Annotated in this window: 21 protein-coding genes; 9 read left to right on the forward strand and 12 right to left on the reverse strand. The window is 71.9% G+C overall.

What is annotated here, in order from left to right; all coding sequences use genetic code 11:
* Positions 1 to 341: 341 nt before the first annotated feature.
* Together ACFYXC_RS14790 and ACFYXC_RS14795 are read left to right on the forward strand one after the other, a co-directional pair.
* Complete coding sequence (locus ACFYXC_RS14790; RefSeq protein ID WP_389551168.1) at positions 342 to 1,295, forward strand: hypothetical protein; 954 nt, start codon at positions 342 to 344, stop codon at positions 1,293 to 1,295.
* 290 nt (positions 1,296 to 1,585) lie between these two features.
* Positions 1,586 to 1,861 carry a GlsB/YeaQ/YmgE family stress response membrane protein gene (locus ACFYXC_RS14795; protein WP_388907096.1) on the forward strand — a complete coding sequence of 92 codons (276 nt, stop codon included), beginning with the start codon at positions 1,586 to 1,588 and terminating at the stop codon, positions 1,859 to 1,861.
* A gap of 214 nt (positions 1,862 to 2,075) precedes the next feature.
* Here the strand turns inward: ACFYXC_RS14795 and ACFYXC_RS14800 are convergent, their stop codons facing one another.
* From ACFYXC_RS14800 to ACFYXC_RS14815, 4 genes are all read right to left on the reverse strand, one after another.
* Positions 2,076 to 2,222 (reverse strand): lasso RiPP family leader peptide-containing protein, encoded by a 147-nt coding sequence (locus ACFYXC_RS14800; RefSeq protein ID WP_389551171.1) that lies wholly within the window; start codon positions 2,220 to 2,222, stop codon positions 2,076 to 2,078.
* A gap of 64 nt (positions 2,223 to 2,286) precedes the next feature.
* On the reverse strand, positions 2,287 to 2,769 hold the full coding sequence (locus tag ACFYXC_RS14805; protein ID WP_389551173.1) for a lasso peptide biosynthesis B2 protein: 483 nt from the start codon (positions 2,767 to 2,769) through the stop codon (positions 2,287 to 2,289).
* Positions 2,766 to 3,023 carry a lasso peptide biosynthesis PqqD family chaperone gene (locus ACFYXC_RS14810; RefSeq protein WP_388907087.1) on the reverse strand — a complete coding sequence of 86 codons (258 nt, stop codon included), beginning with the start codon at positions 3,021 to 3,023 and terminating at the stop codon, positions 2,766 to 2,768. The genes ACFYXC_RS14805 and ACFYXC_RS14810 overlap by 4 nt, the downstream gene beginning before the upstream one ends.
* On the reverse strand, positions 3,020 to 4,870 hold the full coding sequence (locus ACFYXC_RS14815) for an asparagine synthase-related protein (RefSeq protein WP_389551177.1): 1,851 nt from the start codon (positions 4,868 to 4,870) through the stop codon (positions 3,020 to 3,022). The genes ACFYXC_RS14810 and ACFYXC_RS14815 overlap by 4 nt, the downstream gene beginning before the upstream one ends.
* A 198-nt stretch (positions 4,871 to 5,068) precedes the next feature.
* Between ACFYXC_RS14815 and ACFYXC_RS14820 the strand changes: the two genes are divergently transcribed.
* A complete protein-coding gene (locus ACFYXC_RS14820) occupies positions 5,069 to 8,884 on the forward strand; it encodes an XRE family transcriptional regulator (RefSeq protein ID WP_389551180.1) in 3,816 nt (1,271 codons plus the stop codon).
* 177 nt (positions 8,885 to 9,061) lie between these two features.
* Positions 9,062 to 11,686 carry an ABC transporter substrate-binding protein gene (locus tag ACFYXC_RS14825; RefSeq protein WP_389551183.1) on the forward strand — a complete coding sequence of 875 codons (2,625 nt, stop codon included), beginning with the start codon at positions 9,062 to 9,064 and terminating at the stop codon, positions 11,684 to 11,686.
* A 129-nt stretch (positions 11,687 to 11,815) separates the two neighbouring features.
* On the opposite strand, the gene ACFYXC_RS14830 is transcribed toward ACFYXC_RS14825, so the two are convergent.
* The 6 genes from ACFYXC_RS14830 to ACFYXC_RS14855 form a co-directional block, all read right to left on the reverse strand.
* Positions 11,816 to 12,019 carry a cold-shock protein gene (locus tag ACFYXC_RS14830; protein ID WP_107014587.1) on the reverse strand — a complete coding sequence of 68 codons (204 nt, stop codon included), beginning with the start codon at positions 12,017 to 12,019 and terminating at the stop codon, positions 11,816 to 11,818.
* Between the two features lie 309 nt (positions 12,020 to 12,328).
* Positions 12,329 to 13,327 carry a type I glyceraldehyde-3-phosphate dehydrogenase gene (gap, locus tag ACFYXC_RS14835; protein ID WP_389551186.1) on the reverse strand — a complete coding sequence of 333 codons (999 nt, stop codon included), beginning with the start codon at positions 13,325 to 13,327 and terminating at the stop codon, positions 12,329 to 12,331.
* Between the two features lie 127 nt (positions 13,328 to 13,454).
* Complete coding sequence (locus tag ACFYXC_RS14840) at positions 13,455 to 14,411, reverse strand: GlxA family transcriptional regulator (RefSeq protein WP_389551190.1); 957 nt, start codon at positions 14,409 to 14,411, stop codon at positions 13,455 to 13,457.
* A 43-nt stretch (positions 14,412 to 14,454) separates the two neighbouring features.
* Positions 14,455 to 15,006 carry a hypothetical protein gene (locus tag ACFYXC_RS14845; protein ID WP_389551193.1) on the reverse strand — a complete coding sequence of 184 codons (552 nt, stop codon included), beginning with the start codon at positions 15,004 to 15,006 and terminating at the stop codon, positions 14,455 to 14,457.
* A gap of 106 nt (positions 15,007 to 15,112) precedes the next feature.
* Positions 15,113 to 15,892, reverse strand: coding sequence for a class I SAM-dependent methyltransferase (locus tag ACFYXC_RS14850; protein WP_389551196.1), 780 nt, complete (start codon positions 15,890 to 15,892; stop codon positions 15,113 to 15,115).
* A 115-nt stretch (positions 15,893 to 16,007) separates the two neighbouring features.
* Complete coding sequence (locus ACFYXC_RS14855) at positions 16,008 to 16,406, reverse strand: STAS domain-containing protein (RefSeq protein WP_388907072.1); 399 nt, start codon at positions 16,404 to 16,406, stop codon at positions 16,008 to 16,010.
* 183 nt (positions 16,407 to 16,589) lie between these two features.
* Between ACFYXC_RS14855 and ACFYXC_RS14860 the strand changes: the two genes are divergently transcribed.
* Both ACFYXC_RS14860 and ACFYXC_RS14865 read left to right on the forward strand, forming a co-directional pair.
* Positions 16,590 to 17,369, forward strand: coding sequence for a DUF1963 domain-containing protein (locus tag ACFYXC_RS14860; protein WP_389551199.1), 780 nt, complete (start codon positions 16,590 to 16,592; stop codon positions 17,367 to 17,369).
* Positions 17,370 to 17,416: 47 nt separating this feature from the next.
* A complete protein-coding gene (locus ACFYXC_RS14865) occupies positions 17,417 to 17,926 on the forward strand; it encodes a DUF6461 domain-containing protein (RefSeq protein ID WP_389551670.1) in 510 nt (169 codons plus the stop codon).
* A 121-nt stretch (positions 17,927 to 18,047) separates the two neighbouring features.
* Here ACFYXC_RS14865 and ACFYXC_RS14870 read toward each other — a convergent pair whose 3' ends face one another.
* Positions 18,048 to 18,284 (reverse strand): hypothetical protein, encoded by a 237-nt coding sequence (locus ACFYXC_RS14870; RefSeq protein ID WP_389551202.1) that lies wholly within the window; start codon positions 18,282 to 18,284, stop codon positions 18,048 to 18,050.
* Between the two features lie 626 nt (positions 18,285 to 18,910).
* Here ACFYXC_RS14870 and ACFYXC_RS14875 point away from each other — a divergent pair.
* The 3 genes from ACFYXC_RS14875 to ACFYXC_RS14885 all read left to right on the forward strand — a co-directional run bounded on the left by ACFYXC_RS14875 (position 18,911) and on the right by ACFYXC_RS14885 (position 23,120).
* Entirely contained in the window at positions 18,911 to 20,221 is a 1,311-nt protein-coding gene (locus ACFYXC_RS14875; protein WP_389551205.1) for a ricin-type beta-trefoil lectin domain protein, read from the forward strand.
* A 119-nt stretch (positions 20,222 to 20,340) separates the two neighbouring features.
* Positions 20,341 to 22,383: an SMI1/KNR4 family protein gene (locus ACFYXC_RS14880; protein WP_389551208.1), complete on the forward strand. Its 2,043-nt coding sequence runs from the start codon at positions 20,341 to 20,343 to the stop codon at positions 22,381 to 22,383.
* Positions 22,380 to 23,120 (forward strand): vWA domain-containing protein, encoded by a 741-nt coding sequence (locus tag ACFYXC_RS14885; RefSeq protein WP_389551211.1) that lies wholly within the window; start codon positions 22,380 to 22,382, stop codon positions 23,118 to 23,120. Before ACFYXC_RS14880 ends, ACFYXC_RS14885 begins: the two co-directional genes overlap by 4 nt.
* A 154-nt stretch (positions 23,121 to 23,274) precedes the next feature.
* Here ACFYXC_RS14885 and ACFYXC_RS14890 read toward each other — a convergent pair whose 3' ends face one another.
* Positions 23,275 to 24,273, reverse strand: a complete 999-nt coding sequence (locus tag ACFYXC_RS14890; protein ID WP_389551214.1) for an ArsR/SmtB family transcription factor — start codon at positions 24,271 to 24,273, stop codon at positions 23,275 to 23,277.
* Between the last annotated feature and the right edge of the window lie 141 nt (positions 24,274 to 24,414).

Below are 24,414 nucleotides of genomic sequence, written 5' to 3' on the forward strand. Positions count from 1 at the left end.
GGCCATGATCCGGATCACGCCTCACGGGCCACCCACCAGCGACGCGAGCCGCCGTACCGGGTCCTGCGCCAGTGCTGCCCCGGGCCTGCGTCGGACCTGGCCGCTGACTGCTGACTGCTGACTGCTGACTGCTGACCTTCGCCTTGCGGAGCCGCTCAGCAGTGGTAGCCGTCGGGACACTCGGCGAGGAGTGTGCCGAAAATCCAATCGAGCCGTCCGTCAGAAGTCCCGACTCCCGTCGTTTTCCATGGAGTTGCCTGTTGTGGGGGTGTTGTCAGTGGCTCTTGTTATAACGGGGGTGCGGGCGCTCGGTGGGAGCGTTCGGGAGCGAGGAGGGGCATGTGTCTGTGCACAGACGCGTAGATCTGGTGCGGTCGCTGTTAGGTGTGCTGGTGAGTGTCGCCGTGGCGGCAGGGCTCAGCTTCGGCCTGACCGGTACGGCCTCGGCGGCCTCCGGGACGCCGGTGGCCGTGACCAAGTACAGCTACACCAGTCAGGCCGGTGACTACATCGGTCAGGGCGCCACCGCCACGTACACACCGTCCATAGCCACCGTCACCGTCGACGGCAACGCGGCGGACGTGCGGTTCCGCGTCACGACGGCCGACGAGTGGTGGGACGTCGAGCTGGCGGCCCCCATCGGTGAACAACTCACTCCCGGCGTCTACCGCGACGCCGAGCGCGCCCCCTTCCGCACCGGCCGCTCACCCGGACTCGACGTCTCCGGAGAAGGCCGCGGCTGCAACGAGGTCTACGGGCAGTTCACGGTCAACCAGATCGAGACCGACGCGTCCGGAGCGGTCACCGTCCTGGACGCCACCTACACCCAGCGCTGTGAGAGCGCCACCGCGCCCACACTCAAGGGCGTCGTCAAGTACCGGGCCTACCCGCTGTCCTACGCCTACACGAGTGACGCCGGCGACTTCATAGGCCAGGGCGCCGCTCAGACGCATCAGGGCGCCACCAGCACCTTCTCGATCCGCCCCTACGGCGACGGAGTCGAGTACGGCGTCTCCGGCAAGCGGGAGTCCTGGTCCGCGCTGCTGACCCCGCCCGACGGCGAGCAGTTCGCCGCCGGGCGCACGTACCGGGCCGAGCGCAGCCAGGGCGCCTCCGTCGCGGGACTGGACGTGTCGGGCAACGGACGCGGCTGCAACACCGTCTCCGGGGAGCTCACGGTGACCAAACTGGCACGCGGTGACGACGGAGCCGTCAAGGCGTTCGCCGCCACGTTCGTACAGCACTGCGAGGGCGGCGGGCCCGCTCTGCGCGGCACGATCCGCTACTACGCCTGACTGACGCACAACCGGCCCCGCCGGGACGGGATCCCGTCCCGGCGGGCCGCGCCGTCGCCACCGACACTGCCGACCTCGATCGGCCCTGCCGGCCGCGATCGGTGAGCCCGCCACGTCATGCACGGCAGGCTGCGCCGCCCGTCCCCCGGAACCTGGCCGGAGAGAGCCGACGGGAACCGTCCACGGCGAACTCGCCGTGCTTTCGCGAACCCGCGGTGTTTGAAGACGCGTTCACGGAACACACGGTTCCTTGACAAGACCTTTATACGACCAGGTAGGAGACACACATCATGGGCATCATCGCCTGGATACTCATCGGTCTGCTCGCGGGCCTCATCGCCAAGGCGCTCATGCCCGGCAAGGACCCGGGCGGCATCATCATCACGATGCTCATCGGTATCGCCGGCGGTCTCCTCGGCGGCTGGCTCGGCAAGGTCATCTTCGGCGTCGACTCCATCGACGGTTTCTTCGACGTCTCGACCTGGATCGCCGCCATCGTCGGCTCGATCATCCTCCTCGCCCTGTACCGGGTCTTCACCGGAAACCGTCGCCGCAGCCACGCCTGACCCGACCTTCCACACCCTGCAGAAGCGGCTCCGTCCTCGGTCGAGGACGGAGCCGCTTCGCGTACCCGGCGCGGGCCGCTCCCCCACCGCGCCCCGGCCGGTGCCGGACAGGAGCCACGGGTGGAGCCGACGCCGGGCGGAGCCGACGCGGTTCAGCGGCTCAGCGGCGCGGTGGCAAGGGTCTCAGCTGCTCGGCCCGACCCGGCGGACGCGATCACCACAGATACAGCGGCCAGTTGAGGCCGGGCTCTGTGGAGCCCGTGACGAGGAAACCGGTCTCGGTGGCGAACTCGCCCAACTCGATGACGGCCGGGGCCTCGTAGGGCGCCTTGTCGACGGGTGCCCTCTCGATCTGCTCCATGGTCTCTCCTCCCTTCTCTCCCGTGTGACCACGGCTCCGCAGCCGTGGCTCGGCCGGGACCCGGTCACTCACCTGACCGGTGTCCGGCTGAGTTCGTCGACGCGGCACGCGCGTCCGTGGGCCCCCGAACCGGCTCGACCGCGAAGAACTTCCGGTAGCAGTCGCTGTCGACCGGCTCGTCGACCATCTCGCCCGCCACCTCGACCCAGGCGTGCGCGAGGAACGGCGGAGCCGCCAGCACCCCCACGCACCAGGTGGGCCACGTGCCGCGGGTCCGGCAGAGCAACGCCACCGCGATCGAGCGCGGCAGGCAGGCGGCGGGCGGGCCGCAGTACCGCGGACTGACGCTGAGTACCTCGTCCCTCGCCTGTCGCGCCTGCGCGCGATCCGCGGCGCGGACACCTCTGCTCAGCAGGGTCATGACCGCTCTGATGCGCTGTGGCGACCTTCTCGCCAGTCGCCTCGCCACCCACACGGCGGTACGTATCTCGAGCCGGACCGCGAGCGGGGGCCGCAACGGGCGGCTGGGCAGGACCGGCAGGCTCATGGCGTCACCACGCCGAGTGCTCGCAGGCGTTCGATGAGGGCGAGGGTGTCCCTGCGAGCCGTCTCCTCACCCACCTCGAAGGTGTGGGTCAGCGCCGCCACCGCCGCCTCGACGCCGTCGCCCTCCTCCAGCCGGGCCATGACGACCGAGGCGCTCGGCGTCAACTGCCAATAGTGTCCGCTGCGTTCGTCGAGCAGCACCGTTCCGTACTCGGTGCTGACCATGGACACGTGTGCCGCCACCCGGGGGCTCATGCGTCGCTCCGTGCCGCCGCCGCGCGGGCCGGGGCCACGAGGCGTCCCCGGGCCTGGGCGCGCAGGAACACCGCGCAGTTGACGGTGGGCCGGAACGCGCCGTCGGGCATCCGCCCCGGCTGCGGCCTGTTGTGCCGCCTGAGCGCGTCGTCGTCGACGATGCCCAGTTCCGCGAGGGGCGAGGCCGTGCAGAGGTCGAAGATTTCGGTGTGGTGCGCGGCGAAGCCGCGTACGGCCTGCGGATCGCCGCCGGTCTTCGTCGTCCTGGCGAGGTGCTCCTCGGGCAGCAGGCCGCGCATCGCTTCCTTCATCAGTGGTTTGAACTCCAGTGGCGTGACGCGTTCTTCGCGCCGGACGGCCAGATACGCCTCAAGGACCCGGTCGTCCAGGAGCGGTGCCTGGAAGGGCAGCTCCGCGTCCGCGCCCAGCTGACCGGTACCGCGGACCACGCGGGCGCCGTCCCGTACCAGCGCCAGCTCGGCGTGTCCGGCGCGGTCCGGCCCGAGAGGTTCCGTCCCGGCAGCGAGCGCGTCGATGCGGCGCCGCACCGCTCGCACCGCGTCCGGGGTCATCCACAGTGGCCAGGTGAGCGGCAGGTCCCAGCCGAATCCGGTGACGCCGCCGGGCCGGTCGCGGTGGGCCGGGGCCGCCGCGGTACGCAGCCACTCGCCGTAGCCGCGCCGGTCCAGCAGCCCGCGGACGGTCGCGGCCGGTGAGGTCCGGCTGAGCATGGGATGGGTACGGGCGCGGTGCCAGGCGAGCAGCGGGCGGCGGCGGAGGAGGGTGTGTTCCCAGTTCGGGAGCCCGCTCTGCAGATGGTCGCCGCCCAGGCCGTTGAGGTACATCCGGGCCGAGTGCCGCAGTGCGGCCTGGATGTTGGCGTTGATGCGGGGAGCGACGAGGTAGGTGTGCGTCGGCTCGTCCAGCCGGTTGGCCAGCTCGGGCATTCCCTCGTAGAACGCCGGCGGTTCGTCCAGCGACTGGGTCCGGTGCCGTACGGCCGGCATGGCTGCCAGGGCGCGCCGCGCCCAGTCCAGATCCTCCCGGCCACCCGGATCACCGCTGTACGCGGTGGTCGCCACGATCTCGGCGGGTCCCTGCGCCGCGAACCAGGTCACCGGTGTGGAGTCCAGGCCGCCGGAGAGGTCGCAGTGGACCACGCCGCCCTGCCGGGTGCGGACCGCGACCGCGTCGGCCAGCGCGGTGCGCAGCAGTTCGGCGCCCCTGGCGCGGGACAGGTGCGGTTCGGGGCGCCGCCACCAGCGTCGTACCGCCGTTCGGCGGCCGTCCGCCTCGATGCGCAGATACGACTCCGGGGGCAGGGGTTCGACACCCTGCCACAGCGGCTGTTCGCCGAGCGGGTGCGGGAGGGTGGGCAGCAGCCGGATCGCCAACGCCGTCTCCTCGTACGGGAACGCGCCCAGCTCCGCGAGGACGTCGGCGCGGTCCGACGCCACCGCGACGCCGTCGATCACCGCATGGAACACCCGCTGGACGCCCGAGGCACTGCCCTGCACGCGGAGTCGTCCGCCGACCGAGGCGGCCAGATGGAATCCGCCGGCCAGGGTGTGGGACAGCTCGTCGAATGCCTCGACGCCACCCGCTCGTCCGGCGGCCTCGCGCAGCCCGGCGGCGGTGGCCGAGGAGTGACCGAGCACAGCGGCCCGGTCGTCACCCGCCTCGGCCGTCACGATCTGCTCGTCAGGGAGCGCGACGACCAGCCACGGCCTCCCCGACGCGTGCGGTACGGTACGCGTTTCCCGCGTGGGGAGGCGTTCCGCGAGGGCCGTGGCCTCGTCGCGGTCCGGGAGCACCACGAAGTACCACCGCGGAACACTGGACTCCATGCTTCCTCCTCGAAGCGTACGGCTGCCTGCGGTCCCGTCGCCGTGTCCGGCGGGCCGCGCACCGTGGGCGCGCCTCCAGGTGTAGCGGTCCGGACATTGTTCGAGTTCGGTGACTGGTATCGAACAAACAAGTCCTGAAAAATATGACGTCGCAGCGACCACTGCGACACGGGGGAACGTCAAGGGGGAGGTGCGGCGATGCCGCGCAGAGAACGACCGCTGGACTCGGGAGACGGTCCGTTACACGAACTGGCCGCAGGGCTGCGGCACTTACGGCGGAAGGCAGGCAACCCGCCCTACCGGGAGCTGGCCGAGCTGGCCCACTACTCGATCTCGACGCTGTCCTCCGCCGCGTCCGGGCAGCGCCTGCCCACACTGGCGGTGACGCTGGCGTACGTACGCGCCTGTGGCGGGGACGCGGCGGAATGGGAGCGCCGGTGGCGGGAGGCGGCCGCGAGCCTCGGTGAGGCGCAGCCCGGTCCGGCGGAGGAGCTGGGCGCTCCCCCGCCGTACGCGGGCCTGCGCTCGTTCCAGGAACAGGACGCGGAGTGGTTCTTCGGCCGGGAGCGGCTGGTGGAGGAGCTGGCCGAGCGGCTGAAGCGGCAGCGGTTCGTGGCGGTGATCGGGGCCTCGGGATCGGGCAAGTCGTCGTTGCTGCGGGCAGGGCTGGTACCGCGTCTGCGGGCCGCCGCGACGACGGTGGTGCTGACGCCGGGGCCCCGGCCGCTGGAGGAGTGCGCCGTGCGCCTGGGTGCGCTGGCGGGAGTGACGCCGGGCGGACTGTACGGGGAGCTGCGGGAGGATCCCGCGAACCTGGGCCGGGTGGTGCGTCAGGTGACCGCCCGTTCCGAGGCCCGGGACGACGAAGTGGTCCTGGTGGTCGACCAGTTCGAGGAGACCTTCACGCTCTGCCCGGACGACGTGGAGCGGGACCGCTTCATCGAGGCGCTGGTCGCCGCCACCGCCCATGACGGCGCCCGGTGCCGGGTGGCCCTGGGCGTGCGCGCCGACTTCTACGCACACTGCACCCACCACTCGCCGCTGGTGGAGGCCATGCGTGACGCGCAGGTCCCGGTCGGGCCGATGAGCCTGGACGAGTTGCGCCGGGCGGTGGTCAAGCCCGCCCAGCAGGCCGGGCTGACGGTCGAGGGCGCACTGCTGGCCTCGCTGACGGCACAGGCGCACGGGCAGGCCGGCGTCCTGCCGCTGCTGTCCCACGCGCTGTTGCAGACCTGGCGGCGGCGCCGGGGCAACGCGCTGACGCTGGGGGCGTTCGAGGCGGCGGGCGGGCTGGAGGGCGGGCTGTCGCGTACCGCCGAGGAGTTCTACCGGCAGTTGGACACGGACCAGCGGAAGCTGGCGCGGGGGGTGTTCGTCCGGCTGACCTCGCTGGGCGAGGGCACGGAGGACACCCGGCGGCCGGCCCGCCTGGAAGAGCTGGAGGGGCTCCCCGGGGCAGCCGACGGCGCCCTGGAGGTCGTACTGGACCGCGCGGCCGGAGCACGGCTGCTGACGCTGGACCGGGAACGGGTGGAGCTGGCTCATGAGGCCCTCATCCGGTGCTGGCCCCGGCTGCACGGTTGGCTGACCGCGGACCGTGCGGCCGTACGGACCCTGCGGCAGCTCACCGAGGCGGCGCAGACCTGGGAGACGCTGGGCCGGGACCCCGGTGCGCTGTACCGGGGTACCCGTCTCGACCTGGCCGCCGTCCTCGAAGAGGCGTCCTTGTCCGTGCGGGAGCGGGAGTTCCTCGACGCGAGTCTGGCGGCCCGGGCGGCGGAGCATGCGGCGGTGGGGCGTCGCGCCCGGCTGCGGCGCGGGGCGATGGCGCTGCTGACCGTCCTGCTCGTGCTGGCCAGCACGACCGCGGTCCTCGCCGTGCGGGCGCAGCGGGCGGCGGACCGCCAACGGGACGCCGCCGGTTCGCAGCGGGCCGCGGAGAAGGCGGCGGCGCTGCGGGCGGCCGATCCCGCGCTGGCCGCCCAGGTGAGTCTGGCCGCCTACCGCCTGTCCCCCACACCCGAGGCCCGTGGCAGTCTGCTCAGCACCTTCGCCACTGCGTACGCCACCCAGCTGCCCGGTCAGACGAGCGCGGTCACGGCGCTGGCGTTCAGGGCCGACGGCCGGGTGCTGGTCACCGGCGACAGCGACCGGACCGTGCGGATCTGGGAAACTTCGAACGCCCACCGGCCGCGCCGGCTGAGTACGCTGCCCCGCCTGGCGGGTGCCGTGCGCACGGTGGCCGTCAGCCCCGACGGCCGCTTCCTGGCCGCGGGGGACGAGCTCGGCTCGGCCGGGGTGTGGGACATTCGCGACGCACGGCGCCCCCGGCTCGTCGCACGCCTGCCCGCCGGTGCGGGACCGGTCGTCGGACTGGGTTTCGCTCCCGGCGGGCGGGCCCTGACGACGGTCTCCGGCGACGCGGTCCGGCTGTGGCGGCCTGCGGATCCCGGCCCTCCGCGTCCCCTCGCCGTGCTCCGTGTGTCCGCCGACGTGACCGCGGCGGCGGTCCGACGGGACGGGGCCGTGCTGGCCACGGGCCATGCCGACCGTACGGTGCGGCGCTGGGAGGTGACCTCGTCGGGCAGGCGGCTGCGCCAGTTGCCACCCGCGGCCGGTCAGGGCGGTGAGGTGAGAGCACTCGCGTTCGCCCCGGACGGCCGCACGCTGGCGACCGGCGGCGCCGACTTCACGGTGCGGGTGTGGGACGTGGCAGGCTCGCGCGAACCCCGCGTGCGCAAGGTGCTCGCCGGGCACACCGACGCGGTCAACGCCGTCGCCTTCAGCCCCGACGGCCGCACCCTCGCCTCCGCGGGCGTCGACGGCACCGTACGCCGCTGGGAGCCGGCCGAGTCCGGGCCCGTGCGCGAACCGGTCGTCCTCACGGGCCATACCGGCAGCGTCGGCTCGCTGGCCTTCAGCCCCGACGGCCGCACCCTCGCCACCGGCAGCGAGGACCAGAGCGCGCGGCTGTGGGACCTTCCCGGGCCGGCCATGACGGGCCACACCAGCTCGGTCTACTCGGTCGCCTTCAGCCCCGACGGACGAGTCCTGGCCACCGGCAGCTATGACCGCAGCGTGCGCCTGTGGAACCTCGGGGACGTACGCCGGCCCCGGCGGCTGACCGAACTCACCGGGCACACAGGCCCGGTCAACTCCGTGGTCTTCCGGCCGGACGGGCGCACCCTCGCCAGTGGCAGTGCCGACGGCACCCTGCGTCTGTGGAGTGTGGACGCCTCGCACCACGCCCGTCGGCTGAGTGTCGTCCCCGCCGAGGTCGGACACGTCAACTCGGTCGCGTTCAGCCCTGACGGCCGCACCCTCGCCACCGGCGGCGAGCAGGGCAGCGTACGGCTGTGGGACACGGTGGACCCGCGGCGGCCGCCCCGCCCGCTGGGTACGCTACGGGGGACCACCGCGGTGGACTCCGTGTCGTTCGCCCCCGACGGCCGCACCCTGGCCGTGGCCAGCAGGAACCGTACGGTCGTCCTGTGGAACGTGGCCGAGCGGCAGCGCCCCGCCCGCGTCGCGGTTCTCGCCCGTCACACCGGCGCCGTGAAGTCGGTCGCCTTCGGTTCCGACGGCCGGACCCTGGCCACCGGCAGCGAGGACCGCACCGTACAGCTGTGGGACCTCACCGATCCGCGCCTGCCGGTCCCGCGGGACCGGCTCACCGGCTTCACCGACGGCGTCATGTCCGTCGCCTTCGCCCCGGGCGGGCGAAGGCTGGCCGCCGCGAGCTCCGACCACACCGTGCGGCTGTACGGCCTGACCGGCAGCGGAGACGCCCGGGAACTGGCGCAGCTGAGGGGCCACACCAAAGCGGTGGACACCCTCGCCTTCAGTCCCGACGGCCGGACCCTGGCCACCGGCAGCGAGGACTGGACGGCACTGCTGTGGGATCCCGGCGAGGAGCGCGTGGCGTCCCGGATCTGCGACACCGCCACGCCTGCGATCACCCGCGCCCAATGGGGCCAGTACTTCACCCAGCAGAGGTACCGGCCGCCGTGCTGAGGCACCGGTCACCGAAGTGATCCGTATCGGCAAACGGAGGGCGTTTTCGAGCAGAACAAGGCAACTCCGGCTTTGCGGAATATGCCTGACAGCCGCGACGGCATGATCCCCCCACAAGACAAGCGACGTCCTGCGTGGGAGAGGGGGAGGGCTGTGCCGATTCCGGCTCTTGCACATGTGATCGATCTCGTGAAAGCCCTCGACGAACGGATGACGCGGCCGAGCGGCGGCCGCGAGGTGCTGGAGCTCGTCCTCCGGGACGGCGGGACCGGCCCGCCGCACGCCGCGTCCTTCGTGTCCGGATACGGCGACCGGCTCGTCGAGACCCGCGACGGCGACAGGACCTACGTCGTCCCCAGCGCCGTCGTCCCGTCCTCGCCGGTGCAGGGAGAGGGGGGCGACGCCAGGCCGGACGTCGCCCTGCTGGACGTCCTTGTCGCGGACTGGCAGAACACCATGCCGCGGCGGGCGGGGAGGCTGCGCCTGCCCGCGTTCCAGGTCTGCCGGGACGTCCTCGACGTCCGCATGCCCGGCGACGAGACCGCGGAGGACGAGGCGGATGTCCCCCAGGACCCGCACCGCGCCATGGCGGAGGGGTTGTGGACCCGCTGGGAACGGCGCACCCCCGGTCTGGGCACCGTGCAGCAGGCGGTGGACAACGCCGCGGTCCCCAAAGCGCTGGCGGGAGCCTGGACCGTCGTGCTGTCGTTCCCCCTGCGGTTGTGGCACCGGCACCGGCTCAACCGCAGAATGCGGTGGTACGCCCGACCGCTGACCAATGCCGGACTGGCCTCCCGGGACTTCATCCAGGCCGCGACACGCCTGCGCACCGCGGACGCGGAACAGCAGCGGCTGCTGCGGCCGAACCTGCTCCTGGAGGCCCTCTTCAGGGACCTGTCGCGGGCCGTGGAACCCAGCTGGTTCCGGCCCACGAGGCGTCGCAGGCTCTGGCCTTTCGTGCTGCTCGTACCCGATCTCGACGGTCCCGGGAGCGCCGCGGTACGGCAGTTGCTGCAGGCACACCACGAGCTCGTCCGGGAGGGTTCGCGCCCTCCGCTGGTGATTCTCGCGGGACAACGGGGCGAGCCGGAGGGGGCCGACACCGGTACCGGTACCGGCACGGGTCCCAGTACCGCCACCGGCACCGGCACCGGCACCGGCGGCAGTTCACCGGTCGGACTGGACGAGGCGGCCGCTGCACTGGGGCGGACCGGACCACGGTCGGGGAACGCGACAGGGCTCCACCGCATCACCGTACGGATGCCGGACGGCCCCGAACAGCCGGACACGGTCAGGTGGCTGGCGCTGAACGCCAGAGCGACGGCCTCCGAGGTGGGCGCGGTCCGCGTACACGCGGGGTGGGCCGTACCCGTCCTGCTGCTGGCGATCCTGTGCTCCACGGCCTTCGCGTTCCGGGGCGAGCTGCTGGCCGTCGACGTCCCCTTCCGAGACCGGACCCCTGCCGCGCCGGCTCCGCCCCGGGACCCCTGTCCCGGCACCTGGCGCGCGGGCAAGGAGATCGTGGGCGTCGACACCGGGACCAAGGGCTGCTACTTCACCAGCATCCAGTCACAGTCCCTGGTGCCCGACCTCCAGGACCAGGTCCGTCGCCAGAACTCCGAGGTGAAGGGCGCCCATCGGACGGTGGTGTTCCTGGCACCCCTGACCGCCGACCCCAACGCACGCAGTGAGCAGATCGTGCCCGCGGGTGTCCTCCAGCTCCAGGGTGCCGCGGCGGCACAGAAGACCTGGAACGAGCGGGCCATGGTGGACCAGGACATGCCCATGATCAAGATTCTGGTGGCCAGCACCGGCTTCGCCTTCGGCGAGGGAGAGGCGGTCGCCGACCGGATCAGGAAGCTGGCCGCGAAGGACAGCAGTGTGTCCGCGGTGATCGGCATCACCCAGAGCCGTCAGGAGTCGGTCGACGCCATCAACCGCCTGGGCGACACCATGCCCGTGATCGGAGCCTCCGTCACCGGCGACTTCATGGCCGAGGAAGCACGCAACTTCTTCCACACCCAGCCGACCAACGAGCGCATGGCCGAGGCCATGGTGAAACGCGGGGTGGACGCGGACACCGAGCGGGCGCTGATCGTCTACGACAGCAAGGACCGCTACAGCCAGGAACTGCGGGACGGGCTCGCCCGGCGGCTCGAGGACCGCGGCATCGAGGTCGAGGACCCGCAGTTCGCGAAGGTTCCGGCGCCCCGGCCGGGGAACAGCAGCGCCACCGCGCTGGGAATGCCGGATCTCGCCGAGAGGATCTGCGCCCTGCCCGCCGACCACGGCAAGACCTTCTACGCCGCCCGGGGCAGCCAGCTCCCGAAGGTGCTCGCACGGGTTCAGGACACCTGCGGGAGGGACGGCACGACACGGTCCTCCGGTATCCCGGTCATCGCCTCCGACGTGAACACCCTGATCGAGTACCACGACGTGCCCGAGTGGGCCCGGCTGCACAAGTACGACGCGGTGAACCTGTACTACATCTCCTTCTCCGACCGGCCCGTACTGAACAGGCCCGAGGGCGGGAGTGACTACTCCACCGGAGGGGACTCCTTCCGAGCGGCGGCCGCCGCCATCGAACAGGCGTCCGCGGAGTCCGGCGGATCCGCGTCACCGTCGAACGTCCTGCAGGCGCTGCGCAATCACGTCACCGTCCGCGACAGCATCGCGCCCGACCGGGGCTTCGCCCTGCCGCTCACCGAGGCCGGGCGCGCCCGTCGCCCCCTCTTCCTGTGCCTGGCCCCGCACAGCCCGACGGTGGACAGCCACGGGGAATGCCGGCCGGGAGGCCGCTGACAGCACCACGTCTCGTACGACTACGCCCGCTCGCGCACCCATCGCGCCGGACACGGCGACCGGACACACTGGCCGGACACGCGAAACGCTCGGCCGGGAGACACCGGCCGAGCGTTTCATTCGGAACCGTCAGGCGGGGGTGATGTTCTCCGCCTGCGGGCCCTTCTGGCCCTGCGTGACGTCGAAGTTCACGACCTGGCCCTCCTGCAGCTCACGGAAGCCGGAGGCGTTGATGTTGGAGTAGTGGGCGAAGACGTCCGGACCTCCACCCTCCTGCTCGATGAAGCCGAAGCCCTTCTCGGCGTTGAACCACTTGACGGTGCCCTTGGCCATGCTCGTGCCTTTCCAGTCGCTAACGGACCCGCACCACGCGAGCCCGGAGGTGATCGCCCTGGTCCTGCACTGCACAGCAAAATACCCGCGCCGGAGCGCGGGCAGGTACTGCGAACCACGACATCTGACACTGACGCTACACCGAGAAACCGGCAACCACCAGAGAGCAACAGACATGATCCAGCCCGTGCCGCACGCCGGCCGCCGACGCCCGGCGCCCGACGCATGCCGTGGACGACTCCGCCGACCGGGCCGCCTTCGGTCCGGTCGGCCTGCGGGGCCCGGCCCACTGGGCCGGCTCGGCCGCGGTCAGCGTGTGCCGAGCAACTCCAGGGTGTCCACGACCCGGTGGGAGAAGCCCCACTCGTTGTCGTACCAGGCGACGACCTTCACATGCCGGCCGTCCACCCGGGTGAGCGCCGAGTCGAAGATCGCCGAGGCCGGATTGCCCACGATGTCGGCGGACACCAGCGGGACGTCCGAGTATTCGAGGATGCCCGCGAGCGGCCCGTCGGCCGCGGCACGATAGGCCGCCAGCACGTCCTCGCGTGTCACGTCCCGCGCCACACTCGTGTTGAGCTCGACGATGGAGCCCACGGGGACGGGTACGCGGATCGAGTCACCCGCGAGTCTGCCGTCCAGGGCGGGCAGTACGAGGCCGATGGCCTTGGCGGCGCCCGTCGTCGTCGGCACGATGTTGACCGCGGCGGCCCGGGCCCGGCGGGCGTCCCGGTGCGGCCCGTCCTGGAGGTTCTGTTCCTGGGTGTAGGCGTGCACCGTCGTCATGAAGCCGTGCTCGATGCCCGCGAGTTCGTCGAGGACGGCGGCCAGCGGGGCCAGCGCGTTGGTCGTGCAGGAGGCGTTCGAGACGATCGTGTGCGCGGCCGGGTCGTAGGCGCCGGTGTTGACCCCGAACGCCAGCGTGACGTCGGCCCCGTCCGACGGCGCGCTGACGAGTACCTGGCGCGCGCCCGCTCCGAGGTGGGCGCCGGCGGCCTTGGCCGACGTGAAGCGGCCGGTCGCCTCCAGGACGATGTCGACGCCGAGGGCGGCCCACGGCAGCTGCGCGGGGTCGCGCTCGGCGAGGACCGTGAGGCGGCGGCCGTCGACGACGAGGGTGTCCCCGTCCACGCTCACCGGGCGGTTGAACCGGCCGGCCGTCGTGTCGTAGGCGAGCAGTCGCGCGAGCGTGTCCGGCTCCGTCAGGTCGTTGACGGCGACCACTTCCAGGGCGCTGTCGCGTTCGACCAGTGCCCGCAGCACATTGCGTCCGATGCGGCCGAATCCGTTGATGGCGATACGAGTCATGGCAGTGTCCCTTCGGTTCGCCACCAGGCTCGCCCGCCGGGCCCGGCGCTGACAGGGGCGCGATTGCCAGGGTTCAAAAGGATCGCGCCACGCGGTGTGACCACCGGCGATGGGACGAGTGGCGGGGCTACTCGCCGGGCGCGAAGGTACGCCGGTACTGGCTGGGTGTGGTGCCCAGGATGCGCTGGAAGTGCAGCCGCAGGTTCGCGCCCGTGCCGAGACCCGTGTCGGCGGCGATCTGCTCGACACTGCGCTGCGAGCGTTCGAGCAGCTCGCGCGCCAGGTCGACACGGGCGCGCATGACCCACTGCATCGGCGTGTATCCCGTCTCCTGTACGAAGCGCCGGGAGAAGGTGCGCGGTGAGACGGCGGCCTGCCGCGCCAGCACGTCGAGGGTGAGGCGCTCGCCGAGGTGCCGCAGCGCCCACTGCCGCGTGGCGGCGTACTGCTCGCCGAGCGGTTCGGGCACGCTGCGCGGCACGTACTGCGCCTGGCCGCCGCTGCGGTACGGGGCCGCGACCAAGCGCCTCGCCGCGTGGTTCGACGCGGCCACCCCCAGGTCGCCGCGCAGGATGTGCAGGCACAGGTCGATGCCCGACGCGGCGCCGGCCGAGGTCAGCACCCCGCCCTCGTCGACGAACAGCACGTTCTCGTCGACCCGGATGCACGGATACCTGGCTTGCAGCGCCTGCGTGTAGTGCCAGTGGGTCGTGGCACGTCTCCCGTCCAGCAGGCCCGTCGCGGCGAGTGCGAAGGCGCCCGTCGAGATGGCGGCCAGCCGGGCGCCCCGCTCGTGCGCGGCGAGCAGCGCGTCGACGACGGCCCGCGGCGGATCGTCACGGTCCGGGAAGCGGTAGCCGGGGATGAAGACGAGGTCGGCCCACGCCAGCGCGTCCAGACCGTCGGCGACGTGGTACGAGAGGCCGTCGCCGCCGGTCACCAGGCCGGGAGCCGCACCGCACAGCCGCACCTCGTACGGCATGCTCGCCCGCCGGGTGAACACCTGCGCCGGAATACCGACGTCCAGTGGTTTCGCACCCTCGGACACCAACACGGCAACACCACGCAGACGAGCAGCTGACACCTGGACAGGGTACGCAGACTTCGTCCGCGGCCTGCGGCGGGTATCAAAGGGTGGTCCGCCAGCGGGGTGCCTGGTCGTCGGGCTCGTCCGGGCTCGCGAAGTGGAAGGGCACGCCGAAGCGTCCGGCGAGAGCGGTGCCGGTCGCCGTGGCCTCCTGTGCCTCCGGCCACGGCGGTACCTGTCCGTCGAACAGGCGCAGATCCGAGCCGCGACGGATCGCCGCCAGCTCGTACTCGCCCTGCGGGGCGTCCAGGACAGCGACGAGCGTCACGAACCAGCCGTCCGAGTCGCCGTCCCACAGGGCCTCGATCGCGGCGAGCCGCCCGGGCAGTTCGCCGACGCGACCGGCCGGCGTCTCCACACTCACGTCGGCGGCGCGCCGCCTGACGATCCGGTCGGCCAGCACCTCGTACCGGGCCAGGACCAGTCGGCGGCAGGCGTACAGATCAGGCGGCGGCGTCCGGGACCCCTCCGCGAGGCTCCGCACCGCTTCCCTCGTCACCAGGATCGCCTGCAGCTGACGGTCATCGAGTACGAAGCCGTCCACCTGCGCTCGCACCGATGCCGGCAGGGCGTCCCACCATGTCGTCTCCACCACGGCATTACAAGGGATTGGGCAGCGCCCGGCCCCGCCGGGGGTGGGCGCGGGCCCGGCCGTAGGGCGGCACCGGTGGCCGCCGCTCACGTGCCGACGCGGTGTCTCACAGCCGCCGGACGCGCAGTACGCAGGTCATCATGGGGAGGGTGAACTCGCCGTGGGCGGTTGCCGGTTCGGCCGCGAGGAACGCGCGGATCCGGGTCAGGGCGGTTTCTCGGTCCTGTTCCGGCATGACCAGCATTCCTGCGCGTGTCGCGATGGTCGCGGTCAGGGAGTCCGCGGTGCGGCGCTGGCCGTGCGCGAACCCGGCCTGCTCCGGCGAACCGAACCGGGCGGCCCCGCCGGTCTTCGGGAGGTGCGCGCCGGCCGTCTCGGCGCGCCACCCGGCGGGTGTGTCGCGCGGACCGACGGCCGCGCTCCCGGCGACTCGTGCGAGCCGGTGAACCCACTCGACTTGGTCGTCCAGGACGTTCCAGAGGCCGGCCAGGATGCCGCCGGGTGCGAGGACCCGGGCGATCTCGGGTCCCGCGACGGCCATGTCGAACCAGTGCATGGCGTTGCCGGCCAGTACGGCGTCGACGGAGGCGTCCGGCAGCGGTATCGCCTCGGCACTGCCCGTCAGGGCACGGACAGCGGGCAGTGAACGGCGCAGTTCGGCCAGCATCGCCCCGTCGGGTTCGACGGCGGTCACCTCGGCGCCCGTCTCGGCCAATGTGGCGGTGAGTTTGCCGGTCCCGGCGCCCAGATCGAGCACGCGCGGGCCGGGCGCGGGCTCGAGCGCCCAGCGCACCGCGGCCTGCGCGTAGTCGGGACGGTGTTCGGCGTACGCGAGGGCGGCTGCGCCGAAGGAGGAGGCGTGACGTCGCCGTTCATCCTGATCCACGCACTCACGCTACCGGCACCGCCCGCGCGCGGCCATCCCGCGTCGCTTCTTCGCCCCCGGCCACTCAGCAACTCCGCTGCCCCACAGGGACGTTGGACCACCGCGGCGGTGGCCCTCAGGGACCTGCCGGTGCGGACGCGGGCAGCGCGTCCGCGACGGTCGGATAGAGCCGCAGCACCTCGTCGGCGCCGATCAGCTCCAGCAGCCGCACGACCTGGCAGGGCACGCCCGCCAGCCGCAGATCGGTGGCGCGGCGCAACATCAGCAGCAGGTTGAGGAAGGTGGAGTCGGCGAACGTGACCGCGCTCAGGTCCAGGACCAGGACGGGAACGGCGGCGGCCGTCGATTCGAGCCGCGTGCGCTGCCTGGCCAGCGAGTCGATGTCGAGGTCACCCCGGACCGTCACCACCCAGGCGCCACGGCGGGCGTACTGCTCACCGAGCACGGCGAAGGACGCGGTCCGCGGCAGGGACGCACGGTCGCCGTAGACGGGGTCCAGAGGCTGGGGATCCACACCGTCAGTATGCGACAACCCGCCAGACACGGGCAAAGTCCCATATCAGGCCGACCGCCCCGCCGTCGCTCGCCGGCTGCGGATCCCGGGCCGCTCATCGCCGTCACCTGGGAGCGAACTGTCGACCAGGCACAACTCGTTCGTCCGTTCGGCCTGTCAGTGGTCCGTGGCACGATCGCGCCCATGACATCGATCGATGAGCGGCTCGTGCATGCGACGGCCGCCGAGTACGGCGTTCCCGGCCCCGTCGCGCAGGAGTTGCTGGCCCGGTCCCGGCCATGCCTCTATCTGGTGCCGTACGAGGAAGTGCCCGCGGGCCTGCGGGAGGACGCCCGTCCGGCCGCACGCACCGGCGGGCTCCCCGCGCTGCCGGACGGGACGGACTGGCCCGAGGGCAGGGAGCCGCTCGTCCTGAGCGTCGACTGCGCGGCCCTGCCCCGTGACGTCCTCGACATCGAACTACCGGCCGACGGCCACCTGTTGTTCTTCACCGAGATCGAATATCCGCCGGAATCGTCCGTGGTCGTCCATGTCCCCGCCGGTGCCCGCACCACGGAACGCTCCGCCGCGTACGAGTTCGACGGCGAGACCCTGCAGACCAGGGTCTACGAACCACGCACGCTGTATCCCGTGGCCGGGCTGACCCTCCACGAGGACTGGCGGGACGCCCCCGCGACCAGCGCGTTCCTGGACGACGGCGGAGACGACGACGCGCTGGACGGTTTCGAGGAGGCCGTCCTCGCCGGCGCCTCCGGCGGAAGCCGCCCCGGCGTCTGCGTGCAGATCGGCGGGTTCTCCGACCCGTGGGACATGGCACCGGACGAGGGCGACCTCGTACTTTTCGCACAGGTGGCGGGGCAGGCCGTCGACTACGGCGTGTTCACCATGAACCTGATCGTGGGCACCCACGAGGACATCGCCCGCCGGCAGTACGCCGGTCTCCGGTACGAACAGCAGTGCTGAGACCGTGACGGGGCCCCCGGCGGCCGGACGCCACGGGTGTCTGTGAGCTGAGCGGGCCGAGCGTGAAGCCGCTGTCGGCGGGCGGGCGCGCGGTGACACACTCCAGCAACGGCGGCAAGCCCATCCATCTGTTCCACTGGTACGAGGACGGAGTGCTCCGGACCGCCTTCGAGAGAGTCGCGTCGAGGCACGGCAGCACCCCCGACGCCCTAGACAGACTGCTGCGCGAGGTCGGTCTCGATCTCGCCGACGAGGGCGAGGAGAGCGGCGCCGGGACTCCAGTCGACACCAAGGCCCGGGTGTTTGCCCTCACCGAGCGGCTGACCGGCGTACGGGTGACGGAGGAGACGGTCCGGAATGCCGAGTACCTCCTCGGCCACGTACCCGAGGAGCCCGCCGAGGACTGGACCGGCGTCGCCGTCGACATCACCGACGCCCAAGGGGAACGCTTTTTCAGGAAGTTCACCCGTGAGGAGGTTGATGCCTCGGTGGAGTGCGCCCGCGCCGGGGCCATGGCGCCGGTTGTCGTCCTCGGGGCCTCGTCGCCCGATTCCTGATCCCTCCGCTTTGCCGAACCATCCGTCCTGCAGCCGTACTTCACCGGCCCCGGCCCGGCCGTGCGTTGCCCCGTCGAGCACGTGGCCGGGGTCCTCGTCGAGGGCCGGCCCGAGCGGCGGGTCACCTGCGGGTGTCGTCCGAGGCTCGGCTGCCGCTCTTGGCCAGTCCGCGGCTGATCAGGTAGCCGATGGTCAGCAGGGTCACGTACAGCCATGCCTGGTCGGCAGGAAAACGGTCCACACCGTCGGAACCGTCACCGACCGCCAGGGAGGCGATGAGGACGGCCGCCACCGACGCGGCGTAGACGAAGATCTCCGAGGTCTTGAACGAGGGCTTGGTCTCGGACTGCGTGCGCACTGCCGTATGGGTGTCCCTGGCCGAGCCTGATTCCGCTTCCGGGTACCCGGGGGACGAGGCTGTGGTCATGGTGTCTCAGCTTCCTGGATCGGAGGTGCCCTGTGGTGTGCGGGCGGCGGTCGCGTACCCGGGGCGCCGGTGTCAGAACGCCCTGCCCCGGCCGCATACGGGTATCCCCCGCACATCGGCCAGGTACCGGAGGGACGGCTGAGCGGCACGGGGCGGGAGTGCCGCGCCAAGTGGCAGGTGTCACCGCAAGGGGCCCAGGAGGCCGGTCACAGACACGCACTACGGCCAGAACGGCGCGCCGGCTCTCGGGCGACCGCGCAGGTGTCCCACGGCGCCGGATCGCCCGGTTCCCGGGCTGTCCAAAAGCGCGACCGCGAGCACGCCCCCGGCCGACGGCCGTCGGTCCGAACGCAAACCCTGTCCCCGGCCGTCCCCCTTCATCGCCCCGCGGCACAAGTCCGTGCTAGGGGCGGCGGATTGCTCCGGCCGCCGGACAACGCGCGACGTCACAGCAACTACGCTGGCCCCAGCCGTGCTACGAACACCCGTCTGGTATCAACATCCCCAGGAACAGACGGCAGTGGCCACCGGCACCCCGAGGAAAGGTGTGGAAGTAGATGTCCGACCAGCAGCAGGCGTCGGGAGAGTCCTCCGGCCGCGAAGCGGCAGCCGCCACACCCGATGCCGAGGCCGTCGCGGCTCGACCCACCGGTACCGGCAACGGCACCGGTAAGCCCCAGACCGCCTCCGAGCCGGAGGGCAACGACGCGGAGACCGCCGGCGCGGGCGGCCCGGAGGCCGGTAGCGGTGCCAGTACTGCGGCTCCTGGGGCGGCGAGCGGTGCGGACGACCCCGACAAGGCGCCCGTCGGCGAGGAGACCGGGAAGGCCGGGGAGGCCCAGAGTGCCGGGGCGACCGCCGAAGAGCCCGACAGCGGCGACGCGAAGGCCGGCGAGAACGAGAAGGGCGCCGCCGAAGGAGCCCCGGGCGAGGGCGCCGCGGACACGAACGGCGCGCGGGCGCTCTCCGCGGCGGCGACCAGGGAGCAGCACGTGGCCGTCGCGACCGCCGTGGCCGGCAAGGGCGGAACGGGCGCCGGCGTGAGCGGGGTCGGCCGGCCCCGTAAACCGGTGCTCGCCGGTGCGGCGCTGGCGGGCGCCCTCCTGGTCGCCGTGCCGCTGCTGATCACGGCGACCGACAAGGACGAGGACAAGAAGAACGTCGACACCGCGGCCTCGGACACGGTGCTCAACAAGGCCGACGACCCGGCCGGGGTCTTCGCCACCCAGGCCCCCTCCCCCACGAAGACGAAGCCGGAGAAGAAGAAGAGCGCCAAGGAGGAGCCCGCCCCGCCCGTCGCGGAGAAGGCCGCCGTACCCACTCCGGCGCCCAGCCCTTCTCCCAGCAGGACGAAGAAGAAGGCCGCGGCGAAGAAGGCACCGAGCACTCTGCCGTCCGTCCTGACCAGGGTGCTGATCAAGAACAACACCAACCACACCTGCGTGGACGTCCCCGGCTTCACCAGTGGCCGAGCGGACGGGCCGGTGACGCACGCGACGTGCAACAGCAACACCGACGACAATCAGCTGTGGAACGTCGAGAAGCGGTATGACAAGGCCGGACCCGGCGGCGTACCGCTCTACCAGATCCGCAACGTCATGGACAGCATGTGCCTGGACCTGCCCGGCTATCAGGCCGTCGGCGGTGCCACGAAGGTCACGGAGTTCCCGTGCAACGGCACCACCGCGGACAACCAGCTGTGGTGGCTGGACAAACAGGCCGACGGAAAGTTCTGGATACGCAACGCCGCCAGCAACAACCAGTGCCTGGACTCCTACGGCCCGAACGACGAGACGCGTGGCCTGATCGTCTGGCCCTGTGCTCCGGAGAACCAGAACAACCACGAGTGGATCTTCACCCGTTCTTGAGCGGGCCCGATCACAGGGAAGACAGCACGCCGGTCGAGGAGGCCACAGCCGGCCTCCACCGCCCACCGCCCACAGTTCGTCACCGAGCACTGTCAGTGGTCGGTGACAACATCAGGCGTATGACGGGCATCACGGCATCGGACACCACGGCATTCGACTGGCGGCCCTTCCTGCTCACATGGAGCGGGGAATGGGCTGACTCCCTGTCGGACGGCGAGACGCGCGGCGAGGACGACGAGGCCGCCCGCCGGGCGCGATGGCTGGGTTTCCCTCCGGCGTCCGAGGAGCGGATCGCGGCAATGGAGGAGCGCCTCGGCCGCCGGATGCCGCCGTCGTACCGGGAGTTCCTCGCGGTCAGCGACGGATGGCGTCATGCGGGTGGGTTCGTGTGGCTGCTGGCGGGGACCGGTGCCACGCGCTGGCACGACAACGAGTCGGGGCTGGCGGACCTGTTCGAGGAGCATCAGGACGAGGACGCCGGGCCCGAGGAGCGGCGGGAGGCGGACATCTGGCGGCGCGGACTGCAGCTCGATGTCGAGTCCGACGTCACGCACGTCCTCATGGATCCCGAGGACGTGGACGAGGACGGCGAGTGGGCCGTGTACACCTGGGCGGGCTGGCGGGCCGCGCCGCCCGAACGTCACGCCAACTTCCGTGCGTTCATGCGGGAGATGTTCCAGGAGTTCCACAGCCTGCTGGCGCGTCGGACCGACGGCGCCCCGGTGTTCGTCAATGACACGACACGAGAGCTGGACGCCCTAGTGGAGGAGGCCCGGCTGGAGGCGCTGCGCGGCCGCTGGGAGCAGGCCCTGACGGCGCTGGACGAGGCCAAGAAGTACGGCAGACCCCGGGCGGCCGGACTGGGCGACCAGATACGCCGGCTCCTCGGAGAGACCTCCACGGTGTCCTTCGAGAACCTGGTGACGGATCCGCGGTACGCGCCCGAGCTGTTGCCGCCGTTGGTCGCCGAGCACGCGGCGCACTCGTACCGGGACGACTCCACGCTGAGGTACCGGGTGCGGGGCGCCGGCGACGACCTGGTGTCACTGGCGTACGCGACGCTGGACGAGATGCGCGCCGGCATGTACCGGTACACGGCGGCCGGACCGTTCGGGGTGGCCGTCGAGCGGGCGCGGGAGCAGGCCAGGTGGGGAGAGACCGACGGAGCCTGGCAGACGCTGAGCGGCGCTCTGCCCCTGTGGGAGCCGCTGGGTCCGGACCATCTGGCGCCGCTCGGGTGGGTGGCCGACCCACTGCTCGGGCCGTTGCTGACCCCGGAGCGGGGCCGCGAGCTGCTGTCGACTCCGCGAGGCGGGCAGACGGGTGAGGCACCGGCGCCGACGGCCGGCCTCGACCCGGGCGGCCTGGCCTGGCTCGCGGAGCCCGACCCGGGCAACAACCGTAGGTCCTACCGTTTCGTCCTGGTCGAGAACGTGGAGCCGTGGGACCTGCCCGGACTGCTCGCGGACACGGACACGGACGCGGACACAGACGCGGGCGGTCATGAGGGTCAAGGCGGTCACGGCGGAGAGGACAGGGACGCGGGCGTCGGCAGCGCTGAGGACGGCCCTTTGATGAACGAACCCATGACCGTCTGGGAGGCGCGTCGCAGGTTGCGCCACGCCCGTGGAGAGGTCTCGTCCTTCGACGACAGGGCTCTCATGGCAATCGGCCGGGCCGGCGCCGGGTGGAGTTTCGCCTTCGAGGCGGACCCTGCCCCGTTCGACCCGCGGCGGTTCGTCTCCCCCGCCGCGGCCGCCGTCGCGGATACCCGTGCGGTGGTGGTGTGGAGCGGCCTCAGGGACCAGCACGGTCAGCCGTTCTTCCACCTCTCGGTGGCGCACGACGGTGCCGAACAGTACGCGTTCACCTACGCAGCCGGAGAGGTCCGGGCCAGTGGGGAGATACCACGGGCGCTGGACCCGAGCCGGTTCTTCGGTGCCCCGGAGAACAGCGCGGCGGCGGAACGGCCGCTGCTGGAAGCCGTGGCCGAGGAGTTCGGTGTCCGTCTGCCACGTCACGCACTCGTGAACGGGCGGCTCCACACATGCACCACCCGCTCCTGGACGCGGCCGCCCAGGGACGGCGAGACCTACACCGTGATCCGTGTGCTCATGGGTCACGACGATCGAGCGGACCCCCTACAGGAACGGCGCCCATGACCGACGTGCGCGACACCACCCCGGCGATCAGTCTGTCCAAGGTGCAGGCCGAGGCGCCGGCCCTCGTCAGTCTCTACAAGACGGCCGGCTCCAGCCTGCGCGCGCACGGCCTGGAAGGAGTGCGCGCCGCGGTGTACCTGGTCCTTGACCGGTCCGGTTCGATGCGGCCCTACTACCGGGACGGCACGATGCAGCACCTCGGCGAACAGGTCCTCTCCCTGTCCGCGCACCTCGACGACGACGGCACCGTACCCGTCGTGTTCTTCTCCACCGACGTCGACGGTGCCACCGACCTCCGCCTCGGCAACTACCCGGGCCGCATCGACAAGCTGCACGAGAGCCTCGGCCCCATGGGGCGCACGAACTACCACTGCGCCATGGACGAGGTCATCGACCACTACCTGGAGTCCGGCAGCACCGATCCCGCCCTGGTGATCTTCCAGACGGACGGCGGGCCCACCAGCAGGGCCGCCGCCGAACGCTACCTGTGCAAAGCCGCCCGGCTGCCGCTGTTCTGGCAGTTCATCGGCTTCGGTGACCCGGACGACAACGAGTTCGCCTTCCTGCACCGCCTCGACTCCCTGGCCGTACCCGCCCGTCGCATCGTGGACAACGCGGGCTTCTTCCACGCCGGCCGCGACCCGCGCACGATGGACGACGGGCCGCTGTACGACCGGCTCCTGCGGGAGTTCCCCGACTGGCTGTCGGCCGCGCGGGCCGCACAGGTCGTGAGGTGAGCGCCACAACCGCCCGGAACGTATGTCAGTTGCTGCCGGTGCCGGTGCCCACCACGTCGGTGCGGTCCGGGGCCTGTACGTCCAGGGGCGCGTCGAAGTCGATGTACGTCGTGGTGGTGCGCTCCTGGCAGCGGACGGCTGTGTGCGTCGTGGGTCAGTGCGCCGGGTTCTCCGCGGCGGGGCCGGCGGTGAGGAGCGCGGTTCCCAGCGGGGTGAGGGTGTGGAGCACCTTGTTGCGGTAGCGGGTGGAGACGATCAGGTCCGCTTCGCGGAGTACCGCGGTGTGCTGGCTGGCGGTGGGCGGGGTGACGCCGATGCGCCGGGCGAGTTCGCCGGTGGTGCAGCCGTCCTCGATCACCCGCAGGGCGGCGGCCCTGCTGGGTCCGAGCAGCCGGGCCAGGGCGCCCGAGGGGATGCGGCCGGCGGGGCCGGTCCACCAGCCGGGCCCCTGGGCGACGGGGTAGACGAGGACCGGCGGAAGCTCGGGGTCGATGAGGGTGACGGGCGTACGGTGGCAGAACACGGACGGCACCAGGAGCAGGCCGCGTCCACCCAGATGGAGATCCCGGTCGACGGGATAGTCGGCCTCCAGTACCGGCGGTGACCAGCGCAGGGTGGGGCGCAGGCTGTGCAGCAGTCCGTCGGTGCCGTGACCGAGCAGGGCGCGGGCACGCAGGGCACGGTCCGCGTCGATCAAGGACTGCAGGCTCGGCCAGACGGGCGCGAGCGCCGCACGGTGGAAGCCGCGCAACGCCTCGCCCAGTTCGGCGAGGGTGGTGCGGTCGGCGTCGGCCAGCGGGCGGGCCCAGCCCGGCGGACTCGGCAGGACGGCCAGGTCCTGCCGTAACCGTCGCCTCGGCGTGGACAGCGCCGCGTCGATGCCGCCGGCCAGGTCGGTCGGCGCCCCGGCCGGTGTGAGGAAGTCGGGGAAGTCCCCCACCGGCGGCGCGAGATAGCGGATCAGTCTCGACTGCGGTGCGGGCAGGTGACGTAATCGGGTACGGGTCTCGGCTCTCCAGGGGCCGAAGACGGCTCTCCCGCCGGTGCGCGCCAGTTGACTCGCGCTCAGCACGATCTCCCACATCGCGTCCGGTCCCGCGGCGACCCGCACCCGGGACAGATCCTCCGCCGTGAAGTGCACCCTCAGTCCCATGACTTCCCCCTGTGCGCGACCGCCTCCCTCCACAGTCTCGACGCCCCGCACGGTCCCTGAGCGGCATGTTTTGGCCAGAGTGAAACGTTCTTGCAGAAGCACGGCGAACCGGTCGACGCTGATGTCGGCAAGGTGAAGGAT

The sequence above is a fragment of the Streptomyces sp. NPDC002701 genome (genome assembly GCF_042889045.1).
Lineage (GTDB): Bacteria > Actinomycetota > Actinomycetes > Streptomycetales > Streptomycetaceae > Streptomyces.

What these genes read in the sequence shown, in the direction of transcription:
- ACFYXC_RS14795 (WP_388907096.1), top strand. Translation starts at nt 1,586, where the DNA reads ATGGGCATCATCGCCTGGATACTCATCGGTCTGCTCGCGGGCCTCATC.
- ACFYXC_RS14800 (WP_389551171.1), bottom strand. Translation starts at nt 2,222, where the DNA reads ATGGAGCAGATCGAGAGGGCACCCGTCGACAAGGCGCCCTACGAGGCC.
- ACFYXC_RS14805 (WP_389551173.1), bottom strand. Translation starts at nt 2,769, where the DNA reads ATGAGCCTGCCGGTCCTGCCCAGCCGCCCGTTGCGGCCCCCGCTCGCG.
- ACFYXC_RS14810 (WP_388907087.1), bottom strand. Translation starts at nt 3,023, where the DNA reads ATGAGCCCCCGGGTGGCGGCACACGTGTCCATGGTCAGCACCGAGTAC.
- ACFYXC_RS14815 (WP_389551177.1), bottom strand. Translation starts at nt 4,870, where the DNA reads ATGGAGTCCAGTGTTCCGCGGTGGTACTTCGTGGTGCTCCCGGACCGC.
- ACFYXC_RS14820 (WP_389551180.1), top strand. Translation starts at nt 5,069, where the DNA reads ATGCCGCGCAGAGAACGACCGCTGGACTCGGGAGACGGTCCGTTACAC.
- ACFYXC_RS14830 (WP_107014587.1), bottom strand. Translation starts at nt 12,019, where the DNA reads ATGGCCAAGGGCACCGTCAAGTGGTTCAACGCCGAGAAGGGCTTCGGC.
- gap (WP_389551186.1), bottom strand. Translation starts at nt 13,327, where the DNA reads ATGACTCGTATCGCCATCAACGGATTCGGCCGCATCGGACGCAATGTG.
- ACFYXC_RS14860 (WP_389551199.1), top strand. Translation starts at nt 16,590, where the DNA reads ATGACATCGATCGATGAGCGGCTCGTGCATGCGACGGCCGCCGAGTAC.
- ACFYXC_RS14875 (WP_389551205.1), top strand. Translation starts at nt 18,911, where the DNA reads ATGTCCGACCAGCAGCAGGCGTCGGGAGAGTCCTCCGGCCGCGAAGCG.
- ACFYXC_RS14880 (WP_389551208.1), top strand. Translation starts at nt 20,341, where the DNA reads ATGACGGGCATCACGGCATCGGACACCACGGCATTCGACTGGCGGCCC.
- ACFYXC_RS14885 (WP_389551211.1), top strand. Translation starts at nt 22,380, where the DNA reads ATGACCGACGTGCGCGACACCACCCCGGCGATCAGTCTGTCCAAGGTG.
- ACFYXC_RS14890 (WP_389551214.1), bottom strand. Translation starts at nt 24,273, where the DNA reads ATGGGACTGAGGGTGCACTTCACGGCGGAGGATCTGTCCCGGGTGCGG.